22 protein-coding genes, 1 other RNA gene and 1 pseudogene are annotated in these 25,543 nt (G+C 62.5%); 8 read left to right on the top strand and 16 right to left on the bottom strand.

The genetic code is table 11. The features are described 5' to 3' along the window. Positions 1–32: 32 nt before the first annotated feature. Complete coding sequence (locus tag ACYG97_RS27290) at positions 33–1,325, bottom strand: imelysin family protein (protein WP_023692591.1); 1,293 nt, start codon at positions 1,323–1,325, stop codon at positions 33–35. Between the two features lie 490 nt (positions 1,326–1,815). Here ACYG97_RS27290 and ACYG97_RS27285 point away from each other — a divergent pair, with 490 nt between their 5' ends. Next, entirely contained in the window at positions 1,816–3,069 is a 1,254-nt protein-coding gene (locus ACYG97_RS27285; protein ID WP_023732451.1) for an NAD(P)/FAD-dependent oxidoreductase, read from the top strand. 121 nt (positions 3,070–3,190) lie between these two features. Here the strand turns inward: ACYG97_RS27285 and ACYG97_RS27280 are convergent, their stop codons facing one another. Beyond that, on the bottom strand, positions 3,191–4,468 hold the full coding sequence (locus tag ACYG97_RS27280; protein ID WP_023669533.1) for a 4-aminobutyrate--2-oxoglutarate transaminase: 1,278 nt from the start codon (positions 4,466–4,468) through the stop codon (positions 3,191–3,193). Between the two features lie 195 nt (positions 4,469–4,663). Here ACYG97_RS27280 and ACYG97_RS27275 point away from each other — a divergent pair. Then, a pseudogene (locus tag ACYG97_RS27275) lies at positions 4,664–5,439 on the top strand (efflux RND transporter permease subunit); the annotation flags it as partial. 10 nt (positions 5,440–5,449) lie between these two features. Here the strand turns inward: ACYG97_RS27275 and ACYG97_RS27270 are convergent. The 12 genes from ACYG97_RS27270 to ffs all read right to left on the bottom strand — a co-directional run bounded on the left by ACYG97_RS27270 (position 5,450) and on the right by ffs (position 17,136). Beyond that, positions 5,450–5,788: a hypothetical protein gene (locus ACYG97_RS27270; protein ID WP_023732454.1), complete on the bottom strand. Its 339-nt coding sequence runs from the start codon at positions 5,786–5,788 to the stop codon at positions 5,450–5,452. Between the two features lie 14 nt (positions 5,789–5,802). After that, a complete protein-coding gene (locus ACYG97_RS27265; RefSeq protein ID WP_023682022.1) occupies positions 5,803–6,552 on the bottom strand; it encodes an ABC transporter ATP-binding protein in 750 nt (249 codons plus the stop codon). Further along, on the bottom strand, positions 6,549–7,385 hold the full coding sequence (locus ACYG97_RS27260; protein WP_023682023.1) for an ABC transporter ATP-binding protein: 837 nt from the start codon (positions 7,383–7,385) through the stop codon (positions 6,549–6,551). Before ACYG97_RS27260 ends, ACYG97_RS27265 begins: the two co-directional genes overlap by 4 nt. 10 nt (positions 7,386–7,395) lie before the next feature. Then, positions 7,396–8,316, bottom strand: coding sequence for a nickel transporter permease (gene nikC / locus ACYG97_RS27255; protein WP_023682024.1), 921 nt, complete (start codon positions 8,314–8,316; stop codon positions 7,396–7,398). Next, positions 8,313–9,380, bottom strand: a complete 1,068-nt coding sequence (locus ACYG97_RS27250; RefSeq protein ID WP_023732455.1) for an ABC transporter permease — start codon at positions 9,378–9,380, stop codon at positions 8,313–8,315. Before ACYG97_RS27250 ends, nikC begins: the two co-directional genes overlap by 4 nt. A 19-nt stretch (positions 9,381–9,399) precedes the next feature. Continuing rightward, positions 9,400–11,043: an ABC transporter substrate-binding protein gene (locus ACYG97_RS27245; RefSeq protein ID WP_023725785.1), complete on the bottom strand. Its 1,644-nt coding sequence runs from the start codon at positions 11,041–11,043 to the stop codon at positions 9,400–9,402. A 264-nt stretch (positions 11,044–11,307) separates the two neighbouring features. Next, positions 11,308–12,585: a lytic murein transglycosylase gene (locus ACYG97_RS27240; protein WP_023732456.1), complete on the bottom strand. Its 1,278-nt coding sequence runs from the start codon at positions 12,583–12,585 to the stop codon at positions 11,308–11,310. Between the two features lie 194 nt (positions 12,586–12,779). After that, positions 12,780–13,385 (bottom strand): recombination mediator RecR, encoded by a 606-nt coding sequence (gene recR, locus ACYG97_RS27235; protein ID WP_023696745.1) that lies wholly within the window; start codon positions 13,383–13,385, stop codon positions 12,780–12,782. Between the two features lie 96 nt (positions 13,386–13,481). Beyond that, entirely contained in the window at positions 13,482–14,450 is a 969-nt protein-coding gene (locus tag ACYG97_RS27230; protein ID WP_023732457.1) for a cell wall hydrolase, read from the bottom strand. Between the two features lie 218 nt (positions 14,451–14,668). Further along, positions 14,669–14,992, bottom strand: a complete 324-nt coding sequence (locus ACYG97_RS27225) for a YbaB/EbfC family nucleoid-associated protein (RefSeq protein ID WP_023730911.1) — start codon at positions 14,990–14,992, stop codon at positions 14,669–14,671. Between the two features lie 31 nt (positions 14,993–15,023). After that, positions 15,024–16,835: a DNA polymerase III subunit gamma/tau gene (locus ACYG97_RS27220; protein WP_023732458.1), complete on the bottom strand. Its 1,812-nt coding sequence runs from the start codon at positions 16,833–16,835 to the stop codon at positions 15,024–15,026. A 204-nt stretch (positions 16,836–17,039) separates the two neighbouring features. After that, an RNA gene (gene ffs / locus ACYG97_RS27215) (signal recognition particle sRNA small type) lies at positions 17,040–17,136 on the bottom strand. A gap of 156 nt (positions 17,137–17,292) precedes the next feature. On the opposite strand from ffs, the gene ACYG97_RS27210 reads away from it, so the two are divergent. The 3 genes from ACYG97_RS27210 (at position 17,293) to ACYG97_RS27200 (ending at position 19,071) form a co-directional block, all read left to right on the top strand. Next, positions 17,293–17,712: an HIT domain-containing protein gene (locus ACYG97_RS27210; RefSeq protein WP_023682032.1), complete on the top strand. Its 420-nt coding sequence runs from the start codon at positions 17,293–17,295 to the stop codon at positions 17,710–17,712. 37 nt (positions 17,713–17,749) lie between these two features. Next, positions 17,750–18,691: an NAD(+) diphosphatase gene (gene nudC / locus ACYG97_RS27205; RefSeq protein WP_023732459.1), complete on the top strand. Its 942-nt coding sequence runs from the start codon at positions 17,750–17,752 to the stop codon at positions 18,689–18,691. A gap of 74 nt (positions 18,692–18,765) precedes the next feature. Continuing rightward, a complete protein-coding gene (locus tag ACYG97_RS27200) occupies positions 18,766–19,071 on the top strand; it encodes a Dabb family protein (protein WP_023669515.1) in 306 nt (101 codons plus the stop codon). A 7-nt stretch (positions 19,072–19,078) separates the two neighbouring features. On the opposite strand, the gene ACYG97_RS27195 is transcribed toward ACYG97_RS27200, so the two are convergent. Together ACYG97_RS27195 and ACYG97_RS27190 are read right to left on the bottom strand one after the other, a co-directional pair. Beyond that, positions 19,079–19,942, bottom strand: coding sequence for a prephenate dehydratase (locus tag ACYG97_RS27195; RefSeq protein ID WP_023682034.1), 864 nt, complete (start codon positions 19,940–19,942; stop codon positions 19,079–19,081). A 53-nt stretch (positions 19,943–19,995) separates the two neighbouring features. Next, positions 19,996–20,721 (bottom strand): 3-deoxy-manno-octulosonate cytidylyltransferase, encoded by a 726-nt coding sequence (locus tag ACYG97_RS27190; RefSeq protein WP_023712584.1) that lies wholly within the window; start codon positions 20,719–20,721, stop codon positions 19,996–19,998. 192 nt (positions 20,722–20,913) lie between these two features. On the opposite strand from ACYG97_RS27190, the gene ACYG97_RS27185 reads away from it, so the two are divergent. From ACYG97_RS27185 to ACYG97_RS27175, 3 genes are all read left to right on the top strand, one after another. Then, positions 20,914–21,579: a c-type cytochrome gene (locus tag ACYG97_RS27185; RefSeq protein ID WP_023688767.1), complete on the top strand. Its 666-nt coding sequence runs from the start codon at positions 20,914–20,916 to the stop codon at positions 21,577–21,579. A 151-nt stretch (positions 21,580–21,730) separates the two neighbouring features. After that, positions 21,731–23,608, top strand: a complete 1,878-nt coding sequence (locus ACYG97_RS27180; protein WP_023732460.1) for an extracellular solute-binding protein — start codon at positions 21,731–21,733, stop codon at positions 23,606–23,608. Beyond that, positions 23,608–25,476, top strand: coding sequence for an extracellular solute-binding protein (locus tag ACYG97_RS27175; RefSeq protein ID WP_023732461.1), 1,869 nt, complete (start codon positions 23,608–23,610; stop codon positions 25,474–25,476). The genes ACYG97_RS27180 and ACYG97_RS27175 overlap by 1 nt, the downstream gene beginning before the upstream one ends. The last annotated feature ends 67 nt before the right edge of the window (positions 25,477–25,543 follow it).

The raw sequence follows: 25,543 nt of genomic DNA, 5'->3' as shown, positions 1-25,543 counted from the left end.
CCGCGCCGTTTGGCTGGTAGTTGGTTGGGGTGCTACTTGAACACCTTGTCCGGTGCGTCGAGGCTGTCGGACCCCTCGAAGGCTATGTTGTTCAGGTTCAGCGCGCCGACGGCGCGTTCGATCGACTTGGTCTGGTCGACCAGCGCGTCGATTGCCGCCTGCACGGTAGCATTGCCTTCGGTGTTGCCCTCGGCGATCTGCTGGTCGTAGGCCTCGCCGGCCACTTCCCGCGCCTTGATCGCCTCCATCTTGGCGACCGAGACATCGAGCTTGTCGGACAGTTCCTTGTCGATCGCCGGATCGGCCGCCTTGACCATATCGTGCACCGACGGGCCTGAAACGACGGTGCCGTCGATGCGCGTGTAGCTGGCGAGATAGGCGGCGCGGATGCCGATGGCGTCATAGAGATGCGAGTTGTAGGTATTATCCGAGAAGCAGTCGTGCTCCTCTTCGGGATCGTGCAGCAGCAGGCCGAGTTTCATGCGCTCCCCGGCCAGTTCGCCGTAGGACAGCGAGCCCATGCCGTTGAAGATCACCGAGATAGCGGTGTTCGGCTGGCCATCGACGAGGTTCTTGCGGGCGGCGCCGTCTTCCTTCCAGTTGCCGACCATCTCCTGCAGGTCGGAGACCAGAAGATCGCTGGCCGACTTCAGATACTCGGCCCGGCGATCGCAATTGCCGCCGGTGCAGTTCTTGAGGTCGTAGTCGGTGTACGGACGCTCGCCGGCGCCCGGGCCGGTGCCGTGCAAATCCTGGCCCCAGAGCAGGAATTCGATGGCGTGATAACCGGTGGCGACATTGGCCTCGATGCCGCCGGCCTCCTGCAGCGTGCCGGCGAGGAACTCCGGCGAAAGCTTCGAGGCGTCGACCTTCTTGCCGTCGATCTCGATGTCCTTGTTGGCGATGACATTGGCGGTGTAGAGCGCGTTGGCGTCGGACTCGGTGCCGTAGCTCTTGGCGACGTAGTCGATCAGGCCTTCGTCGAGCGGCCAGGAGTTCACCTTGCCTTCCCAGTCGTCGACGATCTTGTTGCCGAAGCGGTAGACCTCGGTCTGCTGGTAGGGCACGCGCGACGCCTTCCAGGCATCGCGGGCGGCATTCAGCGTGTCCGCCGACGGGTTGGCAAGCAGCGCGTCGACAGCCTTGTCGAGCGCCTGCGCCGTGGTCAGCGAATCCTCGTACTTGGCCAGCGCGATGTCGGAATAGGTCTTGATGACCGCCTTGGCATCGATCTCCGCCGCCTTGGCCGGCAGGATGAAAACCGCCGCCGTCAACATAGCCGTGGCACCGATCGCAGCCAGTCTGCCGCCATATCGCGCTGTCATCATCAGTCTCCAGTTCAAAGGGGATTCGGTAAAAGGCGCGCGTGCCAAACGGTGCCGGGACATAGGCATGCCGTAGGACACCACAGATGCCGCGCCGCTCTGCGGCTCACGGGAGAAAGACACCAAATGCCTCCAATCGAACGGGTTCAAGGCCCAAACATCAAAGGGATGCGCTGACGCGCGAGCCTCCATAAAACGATGGCGAGGCCGGAAGTCAACTGGTGAACCCTAGAAAATTCAATTGAAACAACAGTTTAGAATTATTCTAAACTAGCACTATCAACTTTAAATCGTAGCCAGCAGCCAAGGTGAGAGACGCCGCGATTGACAAGCGACCGTTCCGGGTGCGACCCGGACCGGGGCTCTTGCGACGGCGGCAGACAATCGCCATCTGGCGGAACGGCTCACAATCAAAGCATGATGTCGTCCGAAAACCGCTTCACACTTTTCGGCATCATGCTCCAGATTTGAAACAGGAATTCGGGTTGCGATGAAGAACGGGGTCGTCATTGTCGGTGCGGGTCATGCGGGCGTGCAAGCGGCCGCCAGCCTGCGCGAGGAAGGCTATGACGGGCCTGTCATACTGATCGGCGACGAAACCGATCTGCCCTATCACAAGCCGCCGCTGTCGAAGACCTTCATCAAGGACGCCGATGCCAAGCCGCAACCCTTGCGCGGCGAGGCCTTTTACACCGGCAGCGCCATCGACTTCAGGCCGGGCGTCCGAATCGACAGCATCGATACGGCAGGCCGCAAGCTGGACATAGCGGGCGGCGGCGTGCTGCCGTTCGACCGGCTCATCCTGGCCACCGGTTCGCGGCCGCGGCTCCTGCCGCTGCCGGGCGCCGACCTCTCGGGCGTGCTGTCGCTGCGCTCGATCGCCGATGCGCGGCTGATCCGCCAGCTCAGCGCCCAAAGCGAAGACGTGGTCATCCTCGGCGGCGGCTTCATCGGGCTGGAGATCGCGGCAACGCTGAGGGCCGCCGGCCGCAACGTCATCGTGGTCGAGGCCGTCGACCGGCTGCTTGGCCGGGCGGTAGCGCCGGTGGTGGCGAGCCATGTCCGCCAGCGGCTGGAGGCGATTGGCGTGCGTATCCTCACCGGCACCACCATTGCCAGGTTGGAAGGCGAAAACGGCCATGTCTGCGCCGCCATCACCTCCACCGGCGAAAGGCTGCCCGCGCGCATGGTCATCGTCGGCATCGGCGCCGTGCCGAATGTCGAACTTGCGCAGGCTGCCGGACTGACTGTCGCCAATGGCATCCGCGTCGACCAACAGATGCGCACCTCAGTGCCTGATATTCTGGCCATCGGCGACGCCGCTTCCTACCGCCACTGGTCGACCGGCGGCGACGTGCGGCTGGAATCGGTGCAGAACGCCACCGACCAGGCGCGGCTTGCCGCACGCACGATCACCGGCCATACGGACGCCTATGCGGCGGTGCCGTGGTTCTGGTCTGACATCGGCGACATGAAACTGCAGATGGTCGGGCTGACCTCGGGCGGCGACAGCCATGTCGTGCTGGGCGACCTCGCTGAGAACAAGTTCTCGATCTACCACTATGCTGGAAGCCGGCTGCTCGGCATCGAATCCGTCAACAGGCCGGGCGACCATATGCTGGGCCGCAAGATGCTCGGGGCCGGGTTTTCGCCGATGGCGCAGACGATTGCTGAGGGACCTGACGGGCTGAAGGCTGCACTGGCAGCGTTCCAGCAGGATGAGCCGGCACGGGCTGCGGGCTAGACGCACTTACCCTCCCCCTTGTGGGGAGGGTCGCTACGAAGCAGCGGGGTTGGGGTCGGCGCGAGGCCCCCCACCCGGACCTGCGGTCCGACCTCCCCACAAGGGGGAGGTAGGGTTTGCGCTAGGCAGCGCAGACTTCGCGGATCGAGCTTTCCAGAATGTCGAGCGCCTCGTTCATGACATTGTCCTGGATGGTGATCGGAGCCAGGAAACGGATGACGTTGCCGTAGACGCCGCAGGTCAGCAGGATCAGCCCCTTGTCGAGCGCCTTCAGCCGGATCGCATTGGCGATCTCGGCCGACGGCAGGCCCTTCTTGACGTCGTTGAACTCGACCGCGTTCATGAAGCCGAGACCCCTGATGTCGACAATCTCGGGCACATCGTCGCGGATCGACTGCAGCCGCTGTTTCAGCCGGGCGCCCAGCGTATTGGCGCGGTCGCACAGCTTTTCGTCCTCGATTACGTCGAGCACGGCGTGTGCTGCGGCGACACCGATCGGGCTGCCGCCATAGGTGCCGCCGAGCCCGCCAGGACCGGGCGCATCCATGATCTCGGCGCGGCCGGTGACCGCCGCCAGCGGGAAGCCGCCGGCCAGGCTCTTCGCCATGGTGGTAATGTCGGCCGCGACCTCATGATGATCCATGGCGAACATCTTGCCGGTGCGGGCAAAGCCGGTCTGCACCTCATCGGCGATCAGCAGCATGCCGTGCTGGTCGCAGAGCTTGCGCAGCGCCGTCAGGAATTCGCGCGGCGCGTCGTAGAAGCCGCCCTCGCCCTGGACCGGCTCGATGATGATGGCGGCAACGCGAGCCGGATCGACATCGGCCTTGAACAGTTTGTCGAGTGCGGCCAGCGAATCGGCTGTAGACACGCCATGCAGCGGCACCGGGAAGGGCGCGTGGTAGACGTCGCCCGGCATGGCGCCGAAGCCGACCTTGTAGGGCACGACCTTGCCGGTCAGCGCCATGCCCATGAAGGTGCGGCCGTGGAAGCCGCCGGCAAAGGCGATGACGGCTTGGCGGCCAGTGGCGTTGCGGGCGATCTTGATGGCGTTCTCGACGGCTTCAGCGCCCGTGGTGACGAAGATGGTCTTCTTCTCGAACTTGCCGGGCAGCATGCCGTTCAGCCGTTCGGCCAGCCGCACATAGCTCTCATAGGGCACGACCTGGTGGCAGGTATGGGTGAAGCGGTCGAGCTGTGCCTTGACCGCCTCGATCACCCTGGGATGGCGGTGGCCAGTGTTGACGACGGCGATACCGGAGGAGAAATCGATGTATCGGCGGCCTTCTACATCCCAGATCTCCGAATTCTCGGCGCGGTCGGCATAGATCTGCGTCGTCATGCCGACGCCGCGCGAGATCGACTGGTTCTTGCGCTCGGAAATGGCTGCGTTCTTCATTTCGTCCCTCATCGGGCCGACGCCCGTTCTCGTTAGATGAATGCCAAGGCCTCTTCTGACCTTATTTCACGTTTTCCTCAAGTCGGCACCGCCGCCGGGCGATTGGGCCTGTCATCGATGCGGGCCACTTCGACAGACCGGTCTTAACCAGCCGACCGATACACGTACGGGGCAGTCCGTGACAGCTCACCCGTCACCGGGAACGGCGAAGCGATCCCGCTCGCGGCAGTGGCGACTTCCGCTACGACCTCGAACAGCCGACGGTGTGGCGGCGCAACCGCATCCCGACGATCACCGTTCGCGCAGGCCTCGTTGGCGACGTGCTGCCGGCCACCGTCGTCAACGAATTGAAGCCGTCGGTCGACGCCTTCATCGCCAAACTGCCGCCCGGCTATTCCGTTGCAACAGCCGGCTCGGTCGAGGAAAGCGCCAAAAGCCAGGGACCGATCGCAGCGGTGGTGCCGCTGATGCTGTTCGTGATGGCGACCATCCTGATGATCCAGTTGCAAAGTTTTCAGCGCCTGTTCCTGGTCGTGGCGGTGGCGCCGCTCGGCCTGATCGGCGTGGTCGCGGCCCTGGTGCCGAGCGGCGCACCGCTCGGCTTCGTCGCCATTCTGGGCGTCCTGACGCTGATCGGCATCCTGATCCGCAACTCGATGATCCTGATAGTGCAGATCGAGGATCTGGTGGCCGAGGGCCAAGACCGCTGGGAAGCCGTAGCGAAGCGACCGAGCACCGCATGCGGCCGATCGCGCTGACGGCCGCGGCCGCCAGCCTGGCGCTGATCCCGATCGCGCGCGAAGTGTTCTGGGGCCCGATGGCATACGCCATGATGGGCGGCATCATCGCCGGCGATCACGCTGCTGTTCCTGCCGGCGCTTTATGTGACGTGGTTCAGGATCAAGGAGCCTAAGCAGGGGGACGAACCATCTGTTCCAGAGAACGGCGAACTGGCGCAAAGCTCGACTTAGCCCTCCTGCATCACTCGTTGTCGTTGGAGGGTACAGGGAGTGATTTAGCGCGCTGCCAGGGCGACAATTTTGAACTGCGCCAAGCATGCCAGCCTTTTGGCAAATCGGCCAATTCCAGGATGCTCTCATCCCGCTGAACCACATTCTGGAGGCTGACGAGCATTATCTCGGGTTCATCTCGATTTTGCTTGTCGTTGCTATGAAATTGCCAACTGCCACCCTCATCGTTGTGGTTATCGTCGTCATCACCTTCGTGCACAACGTATGCGATCCAGTCACCACGTTTAAATATGCTTCTGTCCGACAACACCGCGACATTGGGTGGGTCTTCGAACGTCCATTCCGCCATAGGAAACCCCAGATTCAAGCGGTCCGCACAAACCCCTCGCTCGCCCTCAACAGATTGCGCGTATAATCCTTCTCTACGCGATGCCCGATCAGCTGGCTCGCGGTGAGATTTTCCACCGCTTCGCCGTTCTGCATCACCATTAGGCGCTCGCACATATGGGTGATGATGGCGAGGTCGTGGCTGACCATCAGGAAGGTCAGCTTGCGCCGACGGCGAACCTCTTCCAGCAGGTTGAGCACTTCCGCCTGCACCGAAGCGTCGAGCGCCGAGGTTGGTTCGTCGAGCAGCAGGATCGACGGTTCGAGGATGAGCGCCCGCGCGATCGCCACGCGCTGACGCTGACCGCCGGAGAGCTGGTGCGCGTAGCGGAAACGGAAACCGTTGCCTAATCCGACCTCGTCGAGGGCGCGCTGGATGCGTTGCTCGCCATCGGCAAAGCCGTGAATGGCGAGCGGTTCCTGTAGCAGGCGGTCGACGGTCTGACGCGGGTGCAGCGAACCATAGGGGTCCTGGAAGACCATCTGCACTTCGCGATAAAAAGCCTTGTCGCGGCGCGCTCCCAGCGTCTTGCCATTGACCGTGATAGTACCGGATGCGACAGGCACCAGGCCGGCAATGGCTTTGAGCAGCGTCGACTTGCCGGAACCGCTCTCGCCGACCAGGCCGAAGGATTCGCCGGACTTCACCTCGAGGTTCGCGCCTTTCAGCGCGCGAAAACGGTCGAACACCACCTCCAGCCCTTCAATCGAAATGGCTGGCGTCATGCCGCCCACTCCGGCTTGCGGTCGAGCACCGGCAGCGGGTGGCGTTCGTAACCGATCCTGGGCATGCAGTTGAGCAGGCCGCGCGTGTAGGGATGCTGGGCGTCGCGCAGCTCCGACGCCTTGAGCTGCTCGACCACCTTGCCGGCATACATGACGATGACGCGGTCGCAGAAGGAGGCGACCAGCCGCAGGTCGTGCGAGATGAAGATCAGGCCCATGCCGCGCTCACTGACCAAGCGGTCGAGGATGCCGAGCACATCGAGCTGCACGGTGACGTCGAGCGCCGAGGTCGGCTCGTCGGCGATCATCAGTTCCGGTCCGGCGATCAGCATCATTGCGATCATGGCGCGCTGGCCCATCCCGCCGGACACCTCGTGCGGATGCAGGTCGAAGACACGCGAGGGATCGCGGATCTGCACAGCTTCCAGCATGGCCAGCGCCCGCTCGCGCGCTTCGGCCTTGGAGACCTTTTCATGCGTGCGCAGCGTCTCGACGATCTGGCGGCCGATGCTCATCACAGGGTCGAGCGAATATTTCGGATCCTGCAGGATCATGGCGATGCGTTTGCCGCGCAGCGCCCGGCGCTGACGGGCCGGTATGGCCAGAAGGTCGATGCCGTCGAGGGCGAGCTTCTTGGCCGACACCAGAGCCTGCGGCGGCGTCAGGCCCATGATGGCGCGGCCGGTCTGCGACTTGCCGGAGCCGCTTTCACCGACAATGCCCAGCCGCTCTCGGCCAAGCGAAAAAGTGACGCCGCGCACCGCCTGGATGAGGCCGGTCCGAGTCGGGAAGGTGACGCGCAGGTCGTCGACATCGAGAAGTGCACCGCTCATTGGTCACCACTCATTGGTCGCCACTCCGGGGATCGAGCGCATCGCGCAGGCCGTCGCCAAGCAGGTTGAAGCCGAGGCTGACGATGAGGATGGCGAAGCCCGGCGCGCCGGCCACCCACCATTGGTCGAGCACGAAGCGGCGGCCGGACGCGATCATGGTGCCCCATTCCGGCAGCGGCGGCTGGGCGCCCAGGCCGAGGAAGCCGAGGCCGGCGGCGGTGAGGATGATGCCGGCCATATCGAGCGTCACCCGGATGATGAGCGAAGAGATGCAGAGCGGCATGATGTGGCGCAGCACGATGCGGAACGGAGAGGCGCCCATCAATTGCACCGCCTTGATGTAATCCGAATTGCGCACGGTCATCGTCTCGGCCCGCGCAATTCGCGCGTAAGGCGGCCACGAGGTGATGGCGATGGCCAGCACCGCGTTTTCGATCCCGGGACCAAGGGCGGCGACAAAGGCCAGTGCCAGGATCAGCTTGGGAAAGGCGAGGAAGATGTCGGTAATGCGCATCAGAATGGCATCGGTCCAGCCGCCGGCATAGCCGGCGACGGTGCCGACCAAAAGGCCGATGGGGGCTGCGATGACGGCGACAAGAATGACGACGTAGAGGGTCCAGCGCGAGCCGAAAAGAATGCGCGAATAGATATCGCGGCCGAGATCGTCGGTGCCGAACCAATGCGCCGCACTCGGCGCCAAAAGCCGGGCATTCTTGAGATCGCCGATGGTCGGCGAATAGGGCGCCAGCACATCGGCAAAGGCGGCGACCAGCAGCAGCGCGATGATGATGAGCAGGCCGAGAAACGCCAGCCGGTTGGCGGAAAAGCGCCGCCAGGCGACATAGGCGCGGCCGAGCCTTGCCTGCATGCGCGAGGCCGGCCGATCGCTGAGCAGCCAATCGCGGCGCGTTTGGATTGCTTCGGCGCTCATCCTGTCTTCGTCCTCGGATCGAGCACCTTGTAGAGAACATCGGACAGGAGATTGAGGCCGATGAACACCGAACCGATGACGATGGTGCCGCCGAGCACGGCGTTCATGTCGGCGTTCTGCAGCGAATTGGTGATGTAGAGGCCGATGCCGGGCCAGGAGAACACCGTCTCGGTCAGCACCGAACCTTCGAGCAGCCCGGCATAGGACAGGGCGATCACCGTGACCATCGGCACCGCGGCGTTGCGCAGCGCATGGCCCCAGATGATTCGCGTTTCAGACAGGCCCTTGGCGCGCGCGGCGACGATGTATTCCTGCGACAGCTCATTCAGCATGAAGGAGCGCGTCATTCGGCTGATATAGGCGAGCGAGAAATAGCCCAGCAGCCCTGCCGGCAGGATGATGTGGCGGTAAGCGTCGTAGAAGACATCCCACTGGCCCTGCAGCGCGGCGTCGAGCAGGTAGAAGCCGGTGATCGGTGTGAATGTGTACTCGTAGACGATGTCGAGGCGGCCGGGAAAAGCCACCCATTGGAGCTTGGCGTAGAACAGGACAAGCCCCAAAAGCCCGATCCAGAAGATAGGCACGGAATAGCCGATCAGGCCGACAATGCGAACGATCTGGTCGATGAGACTGCCGCGTTTTACCGCTGCCAGCACGCCGAGCGGCACGCCGATCAACGAGCCTATCAGAGTGCCCAAAGTCGCCAGTTCGATCGTTGCCGGAAAGGCACGGCGGATGTCGGTCATCACAGGATTGGTGGTCAGCACGGAGGTGCCGAAATCACCGTTCAGCGCATGCTTGAGATAGATATAGAATTGCTCGATCAACGGAAGATCGAGCCCCATCTCGCGGCGGGTGCGCTCGACGACATTGGCCGGTGCGCGGTCGCCGAGCACCGCCAGCACCGGATCGATCGGGATGACGCGGCCGATGAAAAAGGTCACCGCGAGCAGGCCGAGATAGGTGGTGACGGCGATGACCAGGAAGCGGCCGATCGCCAACAAGATAGCGACGGCGCGGGCGCTTCCCTGCCCCGCCGTCGCCTGGTTTTCAATCGCGCTCATCAGGGCGCGTCCGCCGGCGCTATTCCTTGGAGACCGGGCCGACGAAGTTGGTGTCGAAGCTCGGACCGAGGGCAAAGCCTTTCAGGTTTTTGCGCAGGCCTGCCACTTCCAATTGCTGGTGGATGATGACGAAGGGGCTGGTGTCGAGGATCGTCTTTTCAAGGCTCTTGTACATATCGGCGCGCTTGCCGGCATCCTTCTCCAGCAAGGCTGCTTCGGTCTGCTTTGTCAGGTCCGGGATGTCCCAGGCATTGCGCCAGGCCAGCGTCTTGGTCTTGCCTTCATCCGAATTGTCCGGGTTTGAGGCAAAGGTCTGGGCGTTGGAGTTCGGATCGAAATAGTCCTGGCCCCACTGGCCGATATAGATGTCATGATTGCGGGCGCGATATTTGGTCAGCGTCTGCTTGCCGTCGCCGGGGATAATTTCCAGCTTGATGCCGGCCTGGCCAAGCGTCTGCTGGATCGATTCCGCCATGCCGGTGGTCGGCTGTCCCGTGCGTACATCCATGGTTACGCTGAAGCCGTCGGCCAGGCCGGCCTTGGTCAGCAGTTCCTTGGCCTTGGCGACGTCGAACTTGAACGGATTTTCGTCCAGTTCGCCCAGCACGCCCTTGGGCAGGAAGGTCTGGTGAATCTCGCCAATGCCCTTGAGGATGGTCGTGCTCAGCGCATCGTAGTCGACCAGATATTTGAACGCCTGGCGAACCTCGGGCTTGGCGAGGTTCGGATTCTTCTGGTTGAGACTGATGTAATAGACCGTGCCCTTCGGCGCGCTGGTCGTGGTGAGATCGGCATTCTTGGCGATGGCGTCGAGATCGTTCGGCTCGAGGTTGCGGGCAACGTCGATGTCGCCTGCTTCGAGCGCCAGGCGCTGCGCCGAGCTTTCCTTCATGTTGCGGTAGATGACGCGGGCGAGCTTGGCCTTCTCGCCATTGTAATTGTCGTTGCGCTCCAGCACGACGACCTCATTGGCCCGCCATTCGCGCAGCTTGTAGGCGCCGGAGCCGGCATAACCGGTCTTCAGGAAGGCGTTGCCGAAATCGTTGTCCCATTTGTAGTCGGCACTCGGCGTCACCGCGGCGACATGTTCCTTGACCAGCTTTGCGTCGACGACCGAAGCGACCGTTGCCGACAGGCAGTTTAACACGAAGCTCGGCGCATAGGCCTTGTCGACGGTGAACTGGAAGGTGGTATCGTCGACGGCCTTGGCCTTGTCGGCAACATTGTCGCCGCTGATGCCGAACTGGTTGATGATGAATGCCGGCGGCTTGTCCAGCTTGATGGCGCGCTCGAAGGAATAGGCGACATCGGCGGCCGTCAGTGGATTGCCCGAAGCGAACTTTAGGCCGGGCTTGAGCTTGAACGTATAGACCAGGCCGTCGTCGGAGACGGTCCAGCTCTCGGCAAGGTCGCCCTTGACCTTGGAGGTGTCGCTGAGGTCGAGGCGGACCAGCAGATCATAGGTGTTGCCGGTGACTTCGGCGGTCGACAGTTCGAACGCCTCGCCCGGATCCATGGAGATGATGTCGTCGATGGCAAAACCTTCGACCAGCGTGTCGGCGGGGGTCACGGCAAAGGCCGGCGCGACGCCAATGAGCAGAGCGGACATGGCAGCACCTGCGAGCCAGACGCGCGAACGTAGAGCAAACTTTTCCATCATCATGATGATTGTTCCCTGTTTTGTTGATTGTTGACCCCGAGTTCCCGGCTCAGGGCTGCAGTAATCTTTTTCGCGGCCGGAGGACGACCGTTAGACCCCATACCGTGTTGATTTTTTTCCAGTTGGTCAACACCCTATCCGGCAGCCCTCCAACCGGCAACGGGCATTTTTGCGAGCCGGCATACTGGACCGGAATATGCTGTGCGCGTCGAAGCATGGGCGAGCCAATTGCAGCCGCCGATGGGGAAAAATCTGCTCTTTTCGGTGTTACTTGATGGCAGCGACCAGATCGGCGTCGGGGAAGCAGGTGGCGGGGCGGCCGTTCTTTTCCTGCCAGGAGCCGATCGAGCGGCGGGTCTTGAAGCCGGGCAGACCGTCGGCGCTGCCGACATCGTAGCCCTTGGCCTCCAGCGCCCGTTGCAGCGCGGCGATGTCGGAACGATGCAGGCCGCCGACCGCACCCCAGCTGCCGACGAAATCAGCATCGCCATGGGCGATGCGGTCAGCGCCATGGCCGATGAACAGGGCGTAGAGGTCGCTGGTGTTGTATTGCTTCAGCACGAAGAAATTTGTCGTGGCGATGAAGGCCGGACCGCTGCGTCCGGCCGGCATCAAAAGGAACCCTTCCGCCTTCAGTTCGTTGGCCGGAAAGGCTTTGCCGCCGACGCGGCTGATTCCCATCGCCGCCCAGGCTGAGATCTTCTTGCCTTGGTCGGGACCTTCGAGCGAGCAGGAAACGCTTTCCGGAACCGTCACCTCGAAACCCCAGCCACGCCCCTTCACCCAGCCATAGTGGACGAGATAGTTGGCGATCGAGGCCAGCACGTCCGGCGTCGAATTCCAGATGTCCGGGTGCCCATCACCGTCGTAGTCGACGGCGTGCTTCAGGAACGAGGTCGGCATGAATTGCGGCTGGCCGAGCGCGCCGGCCCAGGACGATTTCATGGCGCCGACCGGCGCCAACCCATGCTCGACGATCTCGAGCGCCGCCAGTACCTCGGTGCGGAAGAAGTCCTTCTTGGTCGACATGAACGCCTTGGTGCCGAGAACCTCGAAGGCGTCGTAGGGCATTTTCGCCGCGCCGAAACCGGTCTCGCGGCCCCAGATCGCCAACAGTATCTCGCCCGGGACACCGTAGCGCTTTTCGATCGCAGCCAGCGTCCTGGCGTTGGCCGCCTCGCGCGTGCGCCCACCTGACGTGACGGCGCGCACCGTCTTTTCGGCGAAATAGGCGCCGGGCGAACCGAACTCGGCCTGATGCTGTTTTTGCGGGGTTTTGGGTTTCTCGCCGGGCAGGACGAGGTCGGGCAATTTGAGGTTCGGCTTCACGCCGTCGAAAGCGGCGTCGAAAGTGGATTTGGAGATGCCTTTGGTCTGGGCTTCCGGCCAGAGATCGGTTTTCAGCCAGGCGCGGAACTGGTCGTCGATTTTGGCGGCGGAGGCGGGGGCTACAAAAAGCAGGGCAACGAGGGATGCGAGAAGCGCAACGAGCGCCAATCCAAAAGATCCGCGTTCTGTCGCGCCCCCCTCTGTCCTGCCGGACATCTCCCCCTCAAGGGGGGAGATTGGCTGTCGCTTCGGTTTTCGCCAACCACCAGCGTTGAAAGAAGAATGCCGCCCGAGAAGCTGCTGATCTCCCCCCTTGAGGGGGAGATGTCCGGCAGGACAGAGGGGGGTGTTTGGCGCAAACCTCGAAGAATGCGAAGCTTTCATGTCGCACATCCTGCCCGCCAACTGCGTCAAAACGCCGTCCGCGAGCGCAAGGCCGCCGCCAGCGTCCCCTCATCCAGATAGTCGAGTTCGCCGCCGACCGGCACGCCATGCGCAAGCCTGGTGACCTTGATCTCGAAACCCGAGAGCTGGTCGGTGAGATAATGCGCCGTCGTCTGGCCCTCGACCGTGGCGTTGACGGCGAGGATCACCTCCTTCACCTCGCCGCCGGCGACGCGGTCGACCAGCGAGCGGACATTGAGCTGGTCGGGGCCGATGCCGTCGAGCGGCGACAGCGTGCCGCCGAGCACGTGGTAGCGCACATTCATGGCCGCCGCCCGCTCCAGCGCCCAGAGGTCGGAGACATCCTCGACGACGATCAGCGTCGAGGCATCGCGGCGCGGATCGGTGCAGATCATGCAAGGGTCGGAGGTATCGACGTTGCCGCAGGTCGTGCAGATGCGCACCTTGTCGGCGGCTTCAGCCATGGCGGCGGCGAGCGGCGACAAAAGCTGCTCCTTCTTCTTGATGAGGTGCAGTGCCGCACGCCTGGCCGAACGAGGCCCTAGCCCCGGCACCTTGGCCAGGAGTTGGATCAGGCGTTCGATCTCGGGACCGGCGATTCGCTTCGACATCGCACTGATCTAGGATTTTTCCGCGCGCTTTGAAACATGCGCATACGCACCGAGCCCGCCATGCTGCCATGGCGGGCTCGGAAACTGTTTTAGGCGTCAGTAAGCTGACGCTGGCCGGGTCTGGTCGATAATCATCGCGCCGATAGCGTCGGTATTCTCAGGCGTTGACTGGAAGCCCATCGACGCTTCCTGCGTTGCCGATGGAACCGAGGTGATGTAGCGGGCGTTCAGCGTGCCGCCGAAACGCGAGGCATCGGGCTCGGCCATCGGCTCCTGCATCGCCACCTCCGTCTGCTTGGCGGCGATGCGGGCGCTCTTGGCGGGCGCCGCGGAAGCCGTCACATAGGTCTGCTCGGCCGGGGCACGTGTCGTCTTGGCTGCGCGAACCGCCGCGGCCTGCTTGGCCGGATCTGGACGGACAATGGTCTTCACCACCGGCTCGGCGTAGGCAACCTGCAACGGCGCTTCAGGCACAGGCGCGCGCGGCTGCGCCGAGGCAACCATGGTCGTGGATTCATCCGGCAGCGGCTGCCAGTTGCGACCGCGCTTCTCGTAGAAGGCGTTGCCGCCGGCAACCATGGTGTAATGCATGTTCTTGTAGGGGAACCTCAGGCCGGCGGTGTGGAAGTACATCGTGTTCTTCAGCTTGGCCTTGCGCTCGCCCTTGAGCACCGCATCGGCGGCCTCCTCGACATCGGGCATCGCTTTCGAATTCATCGCCCGCGTCATCACGCCGGGCGCGAACTGGCCCGGTTCGCCAACCACTTGGCAAATGGTGCTGCCATGATTGCCGGAGCGCAGCCGGTTCATCACCACCGTGCCGACGGCGATCATGCCGTCACGGCTCGAGCGGTTGGACTCGAAGAACATCGCCCGCTCCAGGCATTCCTTCTCCTTCGGCGTGTTGCGGTAGGCGCGCGTCGAAAGGAAGCTGGGCGTGATGGCGTCGGTCAGGCTGGCGACCGACAGGCCGTGCGAAGACGTGGTCTGGCTGCAACCGGCCAGGAACATAGGGGAGAAGATGATGCCGAGCAGAAGCGGCGTCTTCCATCGCGTCGCGATCAACAAAAATGCCTCATTGTCCAGATGCCAGCCCGCCCCGAGATGTGGCAAGAATGAGACTCTTAAAGGCAAAAAGATGGCTAAAGGATTAGCTTTCGTGCAGCATAGGTAAAACTTTATAAATGCCCGGATATGTCCGCGTGAGCAAAGCCGGAGAAAGTCTTAACGACAGCCTCCGCAGCCGATTTCCCTTCATAATCAATTAACTGCTTGGAGCCGGCTCAGAACGGCAATTTCATTCCGGGCGGGATCGGCAAGCCTGCCGTCAGCGCCTTGGTCTTCTCCTGCATAATCTGCTCGACCTTATTTTTGGCGTCATTGTGAGCGGCCAGCAGCAGGTCTTCGAGAATCTCGACCTCGTCCTCCTTGAACAGCGAGGGATCGATCTTCAGCGACTTCATCTCGAACTTGCCGGTCAGCGTGACGCTGACCAGGCCGCCGCCGGCCTGCCCGCTTGCTTCAATCGTCGCGATCTCGTCCTGCATGGCCTGGAACTTGGCCTGCATTTCCTTCGCCTTGCCCATCAGGCCGAGAAGATCTTTCATGGTCGGGTCCTTTGCGGATTCGTGGCTATGGTCAGGTTTCGTCGTCGTCGGATGGGGGCTCGACCGGCGCTTCGGCCTTGTCGGTGTCGACTTCCGGCGCGTCGGGAATGCGCACGTCGATGATCTTGGCGCCGGGAAAGCGCGCCAGGATGGCGGCCACAGCCGGATCGCTTTTCGCGTCGGAGAAAGCAGTCTCGCGCCTGGTCGATTCCATCTCGGCCAGCGTTTGGCCGCCCTCTTCCTTCGACAATGACACCAGCCAGTTGCGGCCGGTCCAGGCGCGCAGCTTCGTCGTCAAGTCGTTGAGCAGCATCTTGGGCGCATCGGCGGTCAGGCCGACGTCGATACGGCCGGGCTCGATGCGCACCAGGCGAATACAGCTCTTGACCAGCACCTTGAAGGCGATGTCACGCTGCGCGTCGGCAAGAGCGACAATATCGGCCAGCGATTTCAGCGGCGGCGATTGCGGCTCGACGACCGGCTGCGGAGGCGCGACAAAGGCGACCGGGGGCGCGTCGACCAATCGCATGGTTTGCGCACCGGCTGGCCCGGACGGCACCCGGGTCTGCGCTACCGCGCTGGCGCCGCCGCCATTGCCGGCATTTACCGGCGCACCATTCGGGCGTGACGCACCACCGGACGCCGGAGCGCCGCTCTCCAGAGATTTCAGCGCCTCGTCCAGCGTCGGCAGGTCGGCGGCATGCGCCAGCCGGATCAGCACCATCTCGCCGGCGCTGACCGGTCGGTTGGACGACTGCACCTCGGGAATGCCTTTCAAGAGCATCTGCCAGGTTCGCGACAGAACCTTGACCGACAGCGTGCTGGCGAAGTCGGCGCCGCGGCGGCGCTCATCATCGGACAGGGAAGCGTCGTCGGCAGCAGTCGGCACGAAGCGCAGCCGGGTGACGAGGTGGTTGAATTCGGCCAGATCGGTCAGCACGGCAGCCGGATCGGCGCCGGTGTCGTACTGGTTGCGGAATTCGGCAAGGGCGGCCGCCACATCGCCCTTCATGACATGTTCGAACAGGTCGACGATGCGGGCGCGGTCGGCGAGACCCAGCATGGCGCGCACCGCTTCGGCGCTGACGGCGCCGCCGCCATGGGCGATCGCCTGGTCGAGGATGGAGAGCGAATCGCGGGCCGAGCCTTCGGCGGCGCGCGCGATCATCGCCAGCGCGTTGTCGTCGACCGATATGCCTTCCTTGCCGGCAATCGAGGAGAGGTGCGCGACCAGTGCGCCAGCATCGATGCGTCTCAGGTCGAAACGCTGGCAGCGCGACAGCACGGTGATCGGCACTTTGCGGATTTCGGTGGTGGCAAAGATGAATTTGACGTGCGGCGGCGGCTCTTCCAGCGTCTTCAACAGGCCGTTGAAGGCCTGGGTGGAGAGCATGTGCACTTCGTCGATGATGTAGACTTTGTAGCGCGCCGACACCGGGGCATAGCGCACGCGCTCGATAATGTCCCTGATGTCGTCGATGCCGGTATGCGACGCGGCGTCCATCTCGATAACGTCGACATGGCGGCCTTCCATGATCGCCTGGCAGTGCTCGCCCAGGAGGGCGAGGTCGACCGAGGGATGGTCGACCGTCGGCGTCTTGTAGTTGAGCGCCCGCGCCAGGATGCGCGCCGTCGTGGTCTTACCGACGCCGCGCACGCCGGTCAGCATCCAGGCCTGGGCGATGCGGCCTGTGGAGAAAGCGTTGGTCAAAGTGCGGACCATCGGCTCCTGGCCGATCAGTTCGGAGAAATTCGACGGACGATATTTGCGCGCCAGCACGCGATAGGCGACGGCCTTTTGCTTCTCCAGGTGTTCGGGGTCCGAATTTCCGGCTTCGCTCATTCGCCCGTAAAGCTCCAAAAGGCCGCGTCTCAGCGTAGCCGATTCCTGCTAGATCGTTTCACCGTTTTCTGAAACGGCAAACCGCTCTACCCTTTGCTTTAACGCAATTCCGGACGGGAAACCGCTCACACTTTCCCTGGAATTGCTCCAATAGTCTCGCCCGCGCTGCAATGCGTCGTCAATGTCGCGAGAGGGGCCGATGAGGTGGGAGGCTGGAACAATGACCCGTTCCGGGCTCGTTAGGGCTGCTTCCTTCCGGACCTGACCCGGTTGGCGAGTGGATCGTCCACCACCAACCTCCCGCGTTCCATATCGGCAATTCAGCGATCAAATGCAAGGGTGCATTGAGAATCGGATGCCCTTGAACTCCGCCGCTCAATGAATCGCTTGCAGCCCCCGTGCAGCCGCTCTAGCGTCATGAGTTTGGGAATATGCGAGAAGCGCAAGGGAAACGCCAATGCTACCGGGCCTCAAGGCCGGATTCACGCTCGACTCCAGGCTGGAGGCGGATAGCGAGCAGCTGATGTGGCTCGGCCTGTGCGAGCTCAGGGTGATGAACGATAGCCGCTGGCCATGGCTGGTCCTGGTGCCGCAGCGGCCGGGGGCCGAAGAAATCCACGACATGACGCCGCTCGACCAGGCGATGTTGACCTTCGAAACCAACATGGTGGCGCAGGCGCTGAAAAGAACCACGGGCTGCACCAAGATCAACACCGGCGCGCTCGGCAACATCGTTCGGCAATTGCATGTCCATGTCATCGCCCGCTCGGAAGGCGATCCGGGCTGGCCGGGGCCGGTGTGGGGGCACGGCATGCGCGAGCCCTATGAGCGTTCAGGCATCCGCCAGTTTGCGCAACAGATCAAGGCGGCGCTATAAGCGCCGCCTGTGTCCATTCCTAGACGTTCGAGCTTCCATGACCTTTCGCCTTTTTGACGCGCCCTTGCGCGAACCGAGCCAGTTCGTCGGCTTCGCCGGAAACACGATTGATCGGCAATCCGAGAACCGCGCCGACGATTCCGTCGAAAAGGCGTTGGCCGATCCCTCGGCACGTCTTTTGCCGATGCATGGCGGACGGCTGTATCTGAAGTTGCACGATGGCAGCTTCGACCCTTGGTTCGATCTGGCTGAGAGCCAGAAGCTGCAGCCATCACTCGCACAAGGCGTGCTGCTTGGCTTTGCCGAGAGCGGCCCGGTACTTGCCGTGCCGGTCGGCCTCGATCCCGAACAGCTACCGGAGACCATGAAGGCGATCGATTATCGCTCGGTCTATATTCAGGGGCTGATCGACGAGGCGGCAGCGGGCGCGCTGGCGCAAGGCGCCGCCCTGCTTGCCTGGCATGCCACCCATCGCTTCTGCAGCAAATGCGGCCATGAATCGCAAATGCGGGCCGGCGGCTACAAGCGCCATTGCCCAAATTGCGGCACCGAGCACTTTCCACGCACCGATCCGGTGGCGATTATGCTGACGGCGACGCGGGAAAAATGCCTGCTCGGCCGCGGCCGACATTTCGGGCCCGGCATGTACTCGGCGCTTGCCGGCTTCATCGAGCCGGGCGAGACGATCGAGGCGGCGGTGCGCCGCGAAACGCTGGAGGAAGCCGGCATCCGGCTCGGCCGCGTCGTGTACCATGCCAGCCAACCCTGGCCGTTCCCCTATTCGCTGATGATCGGCTGTTTCGGCGAACCGCTCAATGACGACATCCAGGCCGATCTCAACGAGTTGGAAGATTGCCGCTGGTTTTTTCGCGACGAGGTGCGTTCCATGCTGGAGAGGACGCACAAGGACAATCTGGTCACGCCGCCGAAAGGCGCGATCGCGCATCATCTGATCCGCGCCTGGGTCGACAGCGAATAAGAGTTGTTATTTTACGCAATTCCGGACGGAAAACCGCTTCACACTTTTCCTGGAATACTTAACGGGAGCAAAAAATGATCCGTCACACCGTGGTTTTCACCCTGAAGCACCCGCAGTACTCGCTGGAGGAAAAGCGGTTCCTCTCCGATGCCAAGCGCATCCTCAGCGCAATCAAGGGCGTCACCCATTTCGAGCCGCTGCGGCAAGTCAGCCCGAAGAACGACTATCACTTCGGCTTCTCGATGGAGTTCGTCGATCAGGCCGCCTACACCAGATACAATGAGCACCCGGACCACGTCGCCTTCGTGCGTGACCGCTGGATCCCGGAAGTCGAAACCTTCATGGAAATCGACTACGTGCCGCTGACCCTGCTGGTTTAGGGGAACCTTAGTCCGCGACCTTCCACTGCTCGCGCGACTCACTGGCGGGATAGACGCCCAGAATGCGCACTTCGCGCGAGAAGAAGCGCAGTTCGTCCAGCGCCAGCTTGACCAGCGGATCGTCGGGATGGCCCTCGATATCGGCGTAGAACAGCGTCGCGGTGAAAGCGCCCAGTTGATAGCTCTCCAGCTTCGTCATGTTGACGCCGTTGGTGGCGAAACCGCCCATTGCCTTGTAGAGCGCAGCCGGCACGTTGCGGACACGGAACATGAAGGTCGTCATCATCTTGGTGTCGGCCGAGGGCCGTTCGGCCAATCGCTTGTCTTTGGTCAGGACGACGAAGCGGGTGACATTCGAGTCCGTGTCCTCGACATTCTTCTCGATGATGTCGAGGCCATAGAGTTCTGCGGCGAGCGCAGGCGCCAGCGAGGCCATGGTGCGGTCCTTGAGCTCGGAAACCAGCTTCGCCGAACCCGCCGTGTCGCCGGCAATCACCGGCTTCCAACCATTCTTGCGGATGTATTTGCGGCACTGTCCCAGCGCATGGATATGGCTGTGCACGGTCTTGATCTCTTCGCGTTTGACGCCTGGCAGCACCATCAGTTGGAAATGGATCGGCAGGAAATATTCGCCGACGATGTGGAGTTTCGATTCCGGCAACAGATGATGGATGTCGGCGACGCGGCCGGCGATGGTGTTTTCGATCGGGATCATGGCGAGGTCGGCCTTGTTGGTCTCGACCGCGTTGAAGGCATCCTCGAAGGTGGGGCACGGCAACGGCTCCATCGAAGGGAACATGTTGCGGCTGGCGGTGTCGGAATTGGCGCCCGGTTCGCCCTGGAAGGCTATTCTGTTGGTCTTGTCAGGCATGCCGATATCTCAGGTTTGAAAGGATCTGCGGTGTCAGGAAAGAATTTATCTTCTCAGCAAAGAATTTGTCTGGCGCGTTCGAGGTCTTCCGGCGTGTCGACGCCGAGCGGCAGCGATTGCACGATCTCGGCATCGATGCGCATACCGGCCTCCACCGCCCGCAACTGCTCCAGCCGCTCGCGCCGTTCCAGCGGCGACGGTTTTAGCGCGACGAAGCGTTCGAGGGCTGAGCGCCGATAGGCGTAGAGGCCGACATGGTGATAGAGCGGCCCCTCGCCCCAGGGCGCGGTGGCGCGGGTGAAATAGAGCGCCTTCAGCCGCGTCGCCGACAACGGCGAACCGACGATCTTGACGACGTTGGGGTTGGCCTTTTCCTCGTCGCGGACGATCTCGACGCCGAGCGTGGCGATGTCGACCGCAGCGTCCTCGAACGGTTTCAGCGCCGCACCAATGATCTTGGGATCGATGGTCGGCAGGTCGCCCTGCACATTGACGATGGTTTCGACCTTGCGATCGGGGTCGAGCGCGGTCAGCGCCTCGAAGATACGGTCGGAGCCGGATTCATGGTCGGTGCGCGTCATCACCGCCTCGAAACCGTGCGCGCGCACCGCTTCGGCCACGTTGCGCGTGTCGGTTGCCACCACCACCCGACCAAGCCCAGCCTCAGCGGCGCGGCGGGCGACATGGACGATCATCGGCGCGCCGGCTATGTCGGCCAGCGGCTTGCCCGGCAGGCGCGTCGAGGCCATGCGGGCCGGGATCAGGATGAGCGTGGACATCGAGGTGCAACGCGTTCGAAAGAGGATGGGGAAAGTGGCAAAAGGTCTCACTGGAAGCGCCCTTATAGGTGTTGCAACGCCCAAGCAAAAGACCTAGTTTCCGCCCGATTTGGCCGGCTCGACGGGGTGGGTCACGATACCGACGGACGGAGTGGACGGAGAGGTCCGCCGGAAAAGGGAGCCCTGGGGCGTATGGATTCCAACGAAGTCAACAAACTGCTCGCCGGGTTGCTTGGAACCTGTTTCGTCGTCTTCTCGGTCGGTTTGGTGTCCGACGCCCTGTTTGCCTCGCCGGCGCCGGAAAAGCCCGGCTTCGCCATCGAGGCGACGGAGCCTGCCGAAGGCGGCGCCGCCGGCCCCGCGGCAGAGGCCAAGCCGATCGCCGACCTTTTAGCCACCGCCAATGTCGAGCAAGGTGCGGCCGTCTTCAAGAAATGCCAGGCCTGCCATTCCGGCGAAAAAGGCGGCCCCAACAAGGTCGGCCCGGATCTCTGGGACATCGTCGACCGCCCCGTCGCCGAGCATGAGGGCTTTGCCTATTCGGCCGGCATGAAGGAGTTTTCCAAGGGCGGCGCCGAGAAGTGGACCTATGACAACCTCAACCACTTCATCACCTCGCCGAAGAAATTCGTGAAGGGCACGGCGATGGGCTTTGCCGGCCTGCCAAAGGACGAGGACCGCGCCAACGTCATCGCCTATCTGCGAACGCTGTCGGACAGCCCAAAGCCGCTGCCGACGCCAGGTGCCGCCGCTGATGCAACCGCGCCGGGCAAGCCGGCCGAGGGTGCTGCTCCGGCCAAGCCGGCTGAAGGTGCAGCTCCAGCCCCTGCGACGCCGGCACCGGCGCCCGCCAAATAACCGAATTGTCATCTCCATGATCTCAAAAAAGCCGGGTTCAGCCCGGCTTTTTGTTAGGAAAATCGCATATGCGGCGACAAAGCCGCCGCGTGGCGGTTTTCACCGGCGTCAAATCATTTAGGATCGCCGGGCATCGCGAAGAGGAGAACGCATGACGGTTGGCCGAACGCTTCTGAGGTCCTTTCTGGTTGTGGGCGCCCTCGCAGGCGGCCTGCAGGCAGCCTTCCCCCAGGAATGGCACACCACCTCTTCGCTGATCGGCCCCTCCAAATATGGCGAGAATTTCCAGCGCTACGATTATGTGAATCCGGATGCACCGAAGGGCGGTACCTACAATTCGGTCGTCTCCGGCACGTTCGACAGCTTCAATCCCTATATCGTTCAGGGATCGCCGGCAGCCGGCCTGCAGCCATTTGGCGGCGGCCTGCTCTACGACACGCTGATGGATCAGGCGACTGACGAAGGCAGCGTCAGCCACCCGCTCATCGCCGATGCCTACAAGTACCCGACCGACTATTCCTCGGCCACCTACCGGCTCGACCCACGGGCGAAATGGCATGACGGACAGCCGATCACCACTGACGACGTGATCTGGTCGTTCCAGGTGCTGAAGGCCAACAGCCCGATGTACAGCCGCTATTTCGAAAACGTCACCGACGCAGTCGCTGTCTCGGACCGTGAGGTCGAGTTCCACTTCGACCAGAAGGGCAATCGCGAACTGCCCAAGATCCTCGGCGACCTTGTCGTGCTGCCCAAGCATTGGTGGGAAGGCACCGACGCCAATGGCAAGAAGCGCGACATCACCAAGGGGACGCTGGAGCCGCCGCTGGGCTCGGCTGCATACAAGATCGCCAGCTTCAAGGCGGGGTCGGAAATCGTCTGGCAGCGCGTCCCCGACTATTGGGGCGCCAAGCTGGCTGTGAAAATCGGTCGGGAGAATTTCGACACGCAGCACTTTACCTACATTCTTGACGACAACGCCTCCTGGGAGGCGTTCAAGAAAGGTGGCCTCGACGATATCAAGCCGGAAAACAGCTCGAAGCGCTGGGCGACGTTTTATGATTTCGCGGCGATCAAGGCCGGCGATGTGATCAAGCAGGAGTTCAAGACCACCTCGCCCGAGCCGATGCAGGCTTTCATGCTCAACCAGAGACATAGGTTGTTTGCCGATCGTCTGGTCAGGGCCGCGCTCACCTACCCGTTCGATTTCGAATCGATGAACCGCACGCTGTTCTTCGGTTTCAACACTCGCACCCACAGTTATTTCCAGGGCACGGACCTAGCCTCCAGCGGCTTGCCGCAAGGCAAGGAATTGGAGATCCTGGAGAAGTACCGCGACAAGCTGCCGCCGGAAGTATTCACCCGGGAATTCAAGTTGCCGGTCTACGATTCGCCGCAGGCGGAGCGCAAATATCTGAAGCAGGCGGTCGACCTGTTCGCCCAGGCCGGCTGGGTGATCAAGGGCGGCAAGATGGTCAACGCCAAGACCGGCGAGCCATTCAAGTTTGAAATCCTAGGCTCGAATGAAACCGACCAGGTCATTTCCAGCCCCTGGATCGCCAATCTGCGCAAGATCGGCGTCGATGCGACACTGCGCATCGTCGACCCGAGCCAGTACACCAACCGCGTCAGAAATTTCGATTACGACGTCATCACAGGACAGCTCCAACAGTCGGAATCGCCCGGCAACGAGCAGCGCGATTTCTGGAGCTCCAAGGCCGCCGACACACCGGCATCGCGCAATTATTCCGGCATCAAGAACCCGGTCGTTAACGCCCTTGTCGACCGCATCATTTTTGCCATGGATCGCGATGACCTCGTCGCCACCACCCATGCGCTCGATCGCGTGCTGCTGTGGAATTACTATGTGGTGCCGCAATACTATCGTGCCGTTGTGTGGCTGGCTTACTGGAACAAGTTCGGCATCCCGGAAAAGCAGCCCGGCTACCGTGGCGCCGATATCGATTCCTGGTGGATCGATGCGGACAAGGAAAAGGCCCTGGCCGCCAAGTACAAGGGCAGCAATTGATGGCGGGGCTCCCTCGCCGCGATTTCCTGGCCCTCAGTGGCGCCGCAGCCGTTGCTGCGCTGCTGCCGGGCAAGGCTTTCGCCGCCAGCCCAACCGGCGTGAAACTGCATGGACTGTCGGCTTTCGGCGACCTCAAATACAAGCCGGACTTCACTCATTTCGACTATGTCAATGTCGATGCGCCGCAAGGTGGCGTCTTCAACTTCCTGCCGCGCAACTGGCTTGCCAACCAGACGCCGCTGACCTTCAACACGCTGAATTCGTTCGTTCCCAAAGGCGATTCGCCCCAGCGCACGGAGATGTGCTTCGATTCACTGATGGTGAGAGCGTACGACGAACCTGACGCCGTTTACGGGCTGATCGCTGACGGCGTGACGATTTCCGACGACCGCAACGACTTCACCTTCTCGCTGCGCCCGCAGGCCCGCTTCCATGACAGCACGCCATTGACGGCAGAGGATGCCGCCTTCACCTTCAAGCTGCTCAAGGACAAGGGGCACCCGTACTATTCCCTGCCGCTAACGCATCTGGATGACGCGATTGCCGTGGATGCCCACACGCTGCAGCTTAGGTTTTCCGGCAAGCAGACAAGCCGCACCATCCTCAACGTCGTCGAGTTCCCGGTCCTGTCGAAGGCTTTCTACACGACCAACCCGTTCGATTCCTCGCAGATGAACCCGCCGTTGGGGTCAGCCGCCTACAAGGTCGGTCGCTGGTCGGCAGGGGCCTGGATCGAATATGAGCGTGTGGCTGATTATTGGGGCAACGACCTGCCGGTCAATCGCGGCCAGAACAATTTTCAGCGGATCCGCGTTGAGTTCTATCAGGACCGTAGCGTTGCCTTCGAAGCGTTCAAGAAGGGAGAAATCCTCTACAGGGAGGAATTCACCTCGCGCGTCTGGGCGACCGGCTACGACTTCCCAGCCTTCACTGCCGGCAAGGTGGTGAAGCACGAATTCCCGGCCGAAACGGTGCCTTCGATGCAGGGCACCGCCGTCAACCAGCGGCGCGAGCAGTTTCGCGACTCGCGCGTGCGGCAGGCGATCGGGCTCTGCTTCGACTTCGAATGGACGCGGCGCAATTTCTTCTACGGTTCCTATGAGCGCTCGCAATCCTGCTTCGAGAAATCCGAATTTCGCGCCGAGGGCAGACCGTCGCCACAAGAATTGGCTCTTCTTGAGCCGCTGCGTGAGCAGATTCCCGCCGAGGCTTTTGGCGAAGCCGTGATCCAGGACGCGTCGAACGGCTCCGGCCGCGACCGGCAGTTGCTTGGCAAGGCGGCCAAGCTTCTGGCCGAGGCCGGCTGGAAACGGTCCGGCAATTTCGTCGTGAACGACAAGGGTGGTCGGTTGTCCGCAGATTTTCTTGTCGACGACGAAGTCTTCGAACAGGTCTACTCGCCCTGGGTCGAAAACATGAAGGCGGTCGGCATCGATGCCTCGATCCGGCTGGTGGATGCCGCGCAATATCAGCTACGGCAGAATTCGTTCGACTACGACCTCGTCTCGGTCGCGGCCTCGTTTCCGGCGACGCCAACCCGTGACGACCTCGAAACCATTTTCCATTCGCGAGCAGCTACCGTATCGGGCTCTCGCAATCTGCCGGGAACGTCGAGCCCGGCCATCGACGCCCTGGTTGACGCCGCGGGCGCCGCCAAGGATCGCGAAGGCCTGACAATTGCCATGCGCGCGCTCGACCGGGTCTTGCGTGCACGGCGGGATTGGATTCCAAGTTGGTTCTTGGCGAATCATCGAAGCGCCTATTGGGACATGTTCGGTTTTCCCGAGCGGAAACCCGATTTCGACTTTCCGGTCGAAGCGCTGTGGTGGGTCGACAAGGGCAAGGCGGCAAAAATTGGCAAAGGGTAGGCTGTTGCGCGGCACTTTACCCTCCCCCTCGTGGGGAGGGTCGGTGAGCACTTCGTGCGCAGCGCGA

The sequence above is a fragment of the Mesorhizobium sp. W067 genome (genome assembly GCF_054719525.1).
This window is presented reverse-complemented; position numbering and strand designations above follow the sequence as displayed.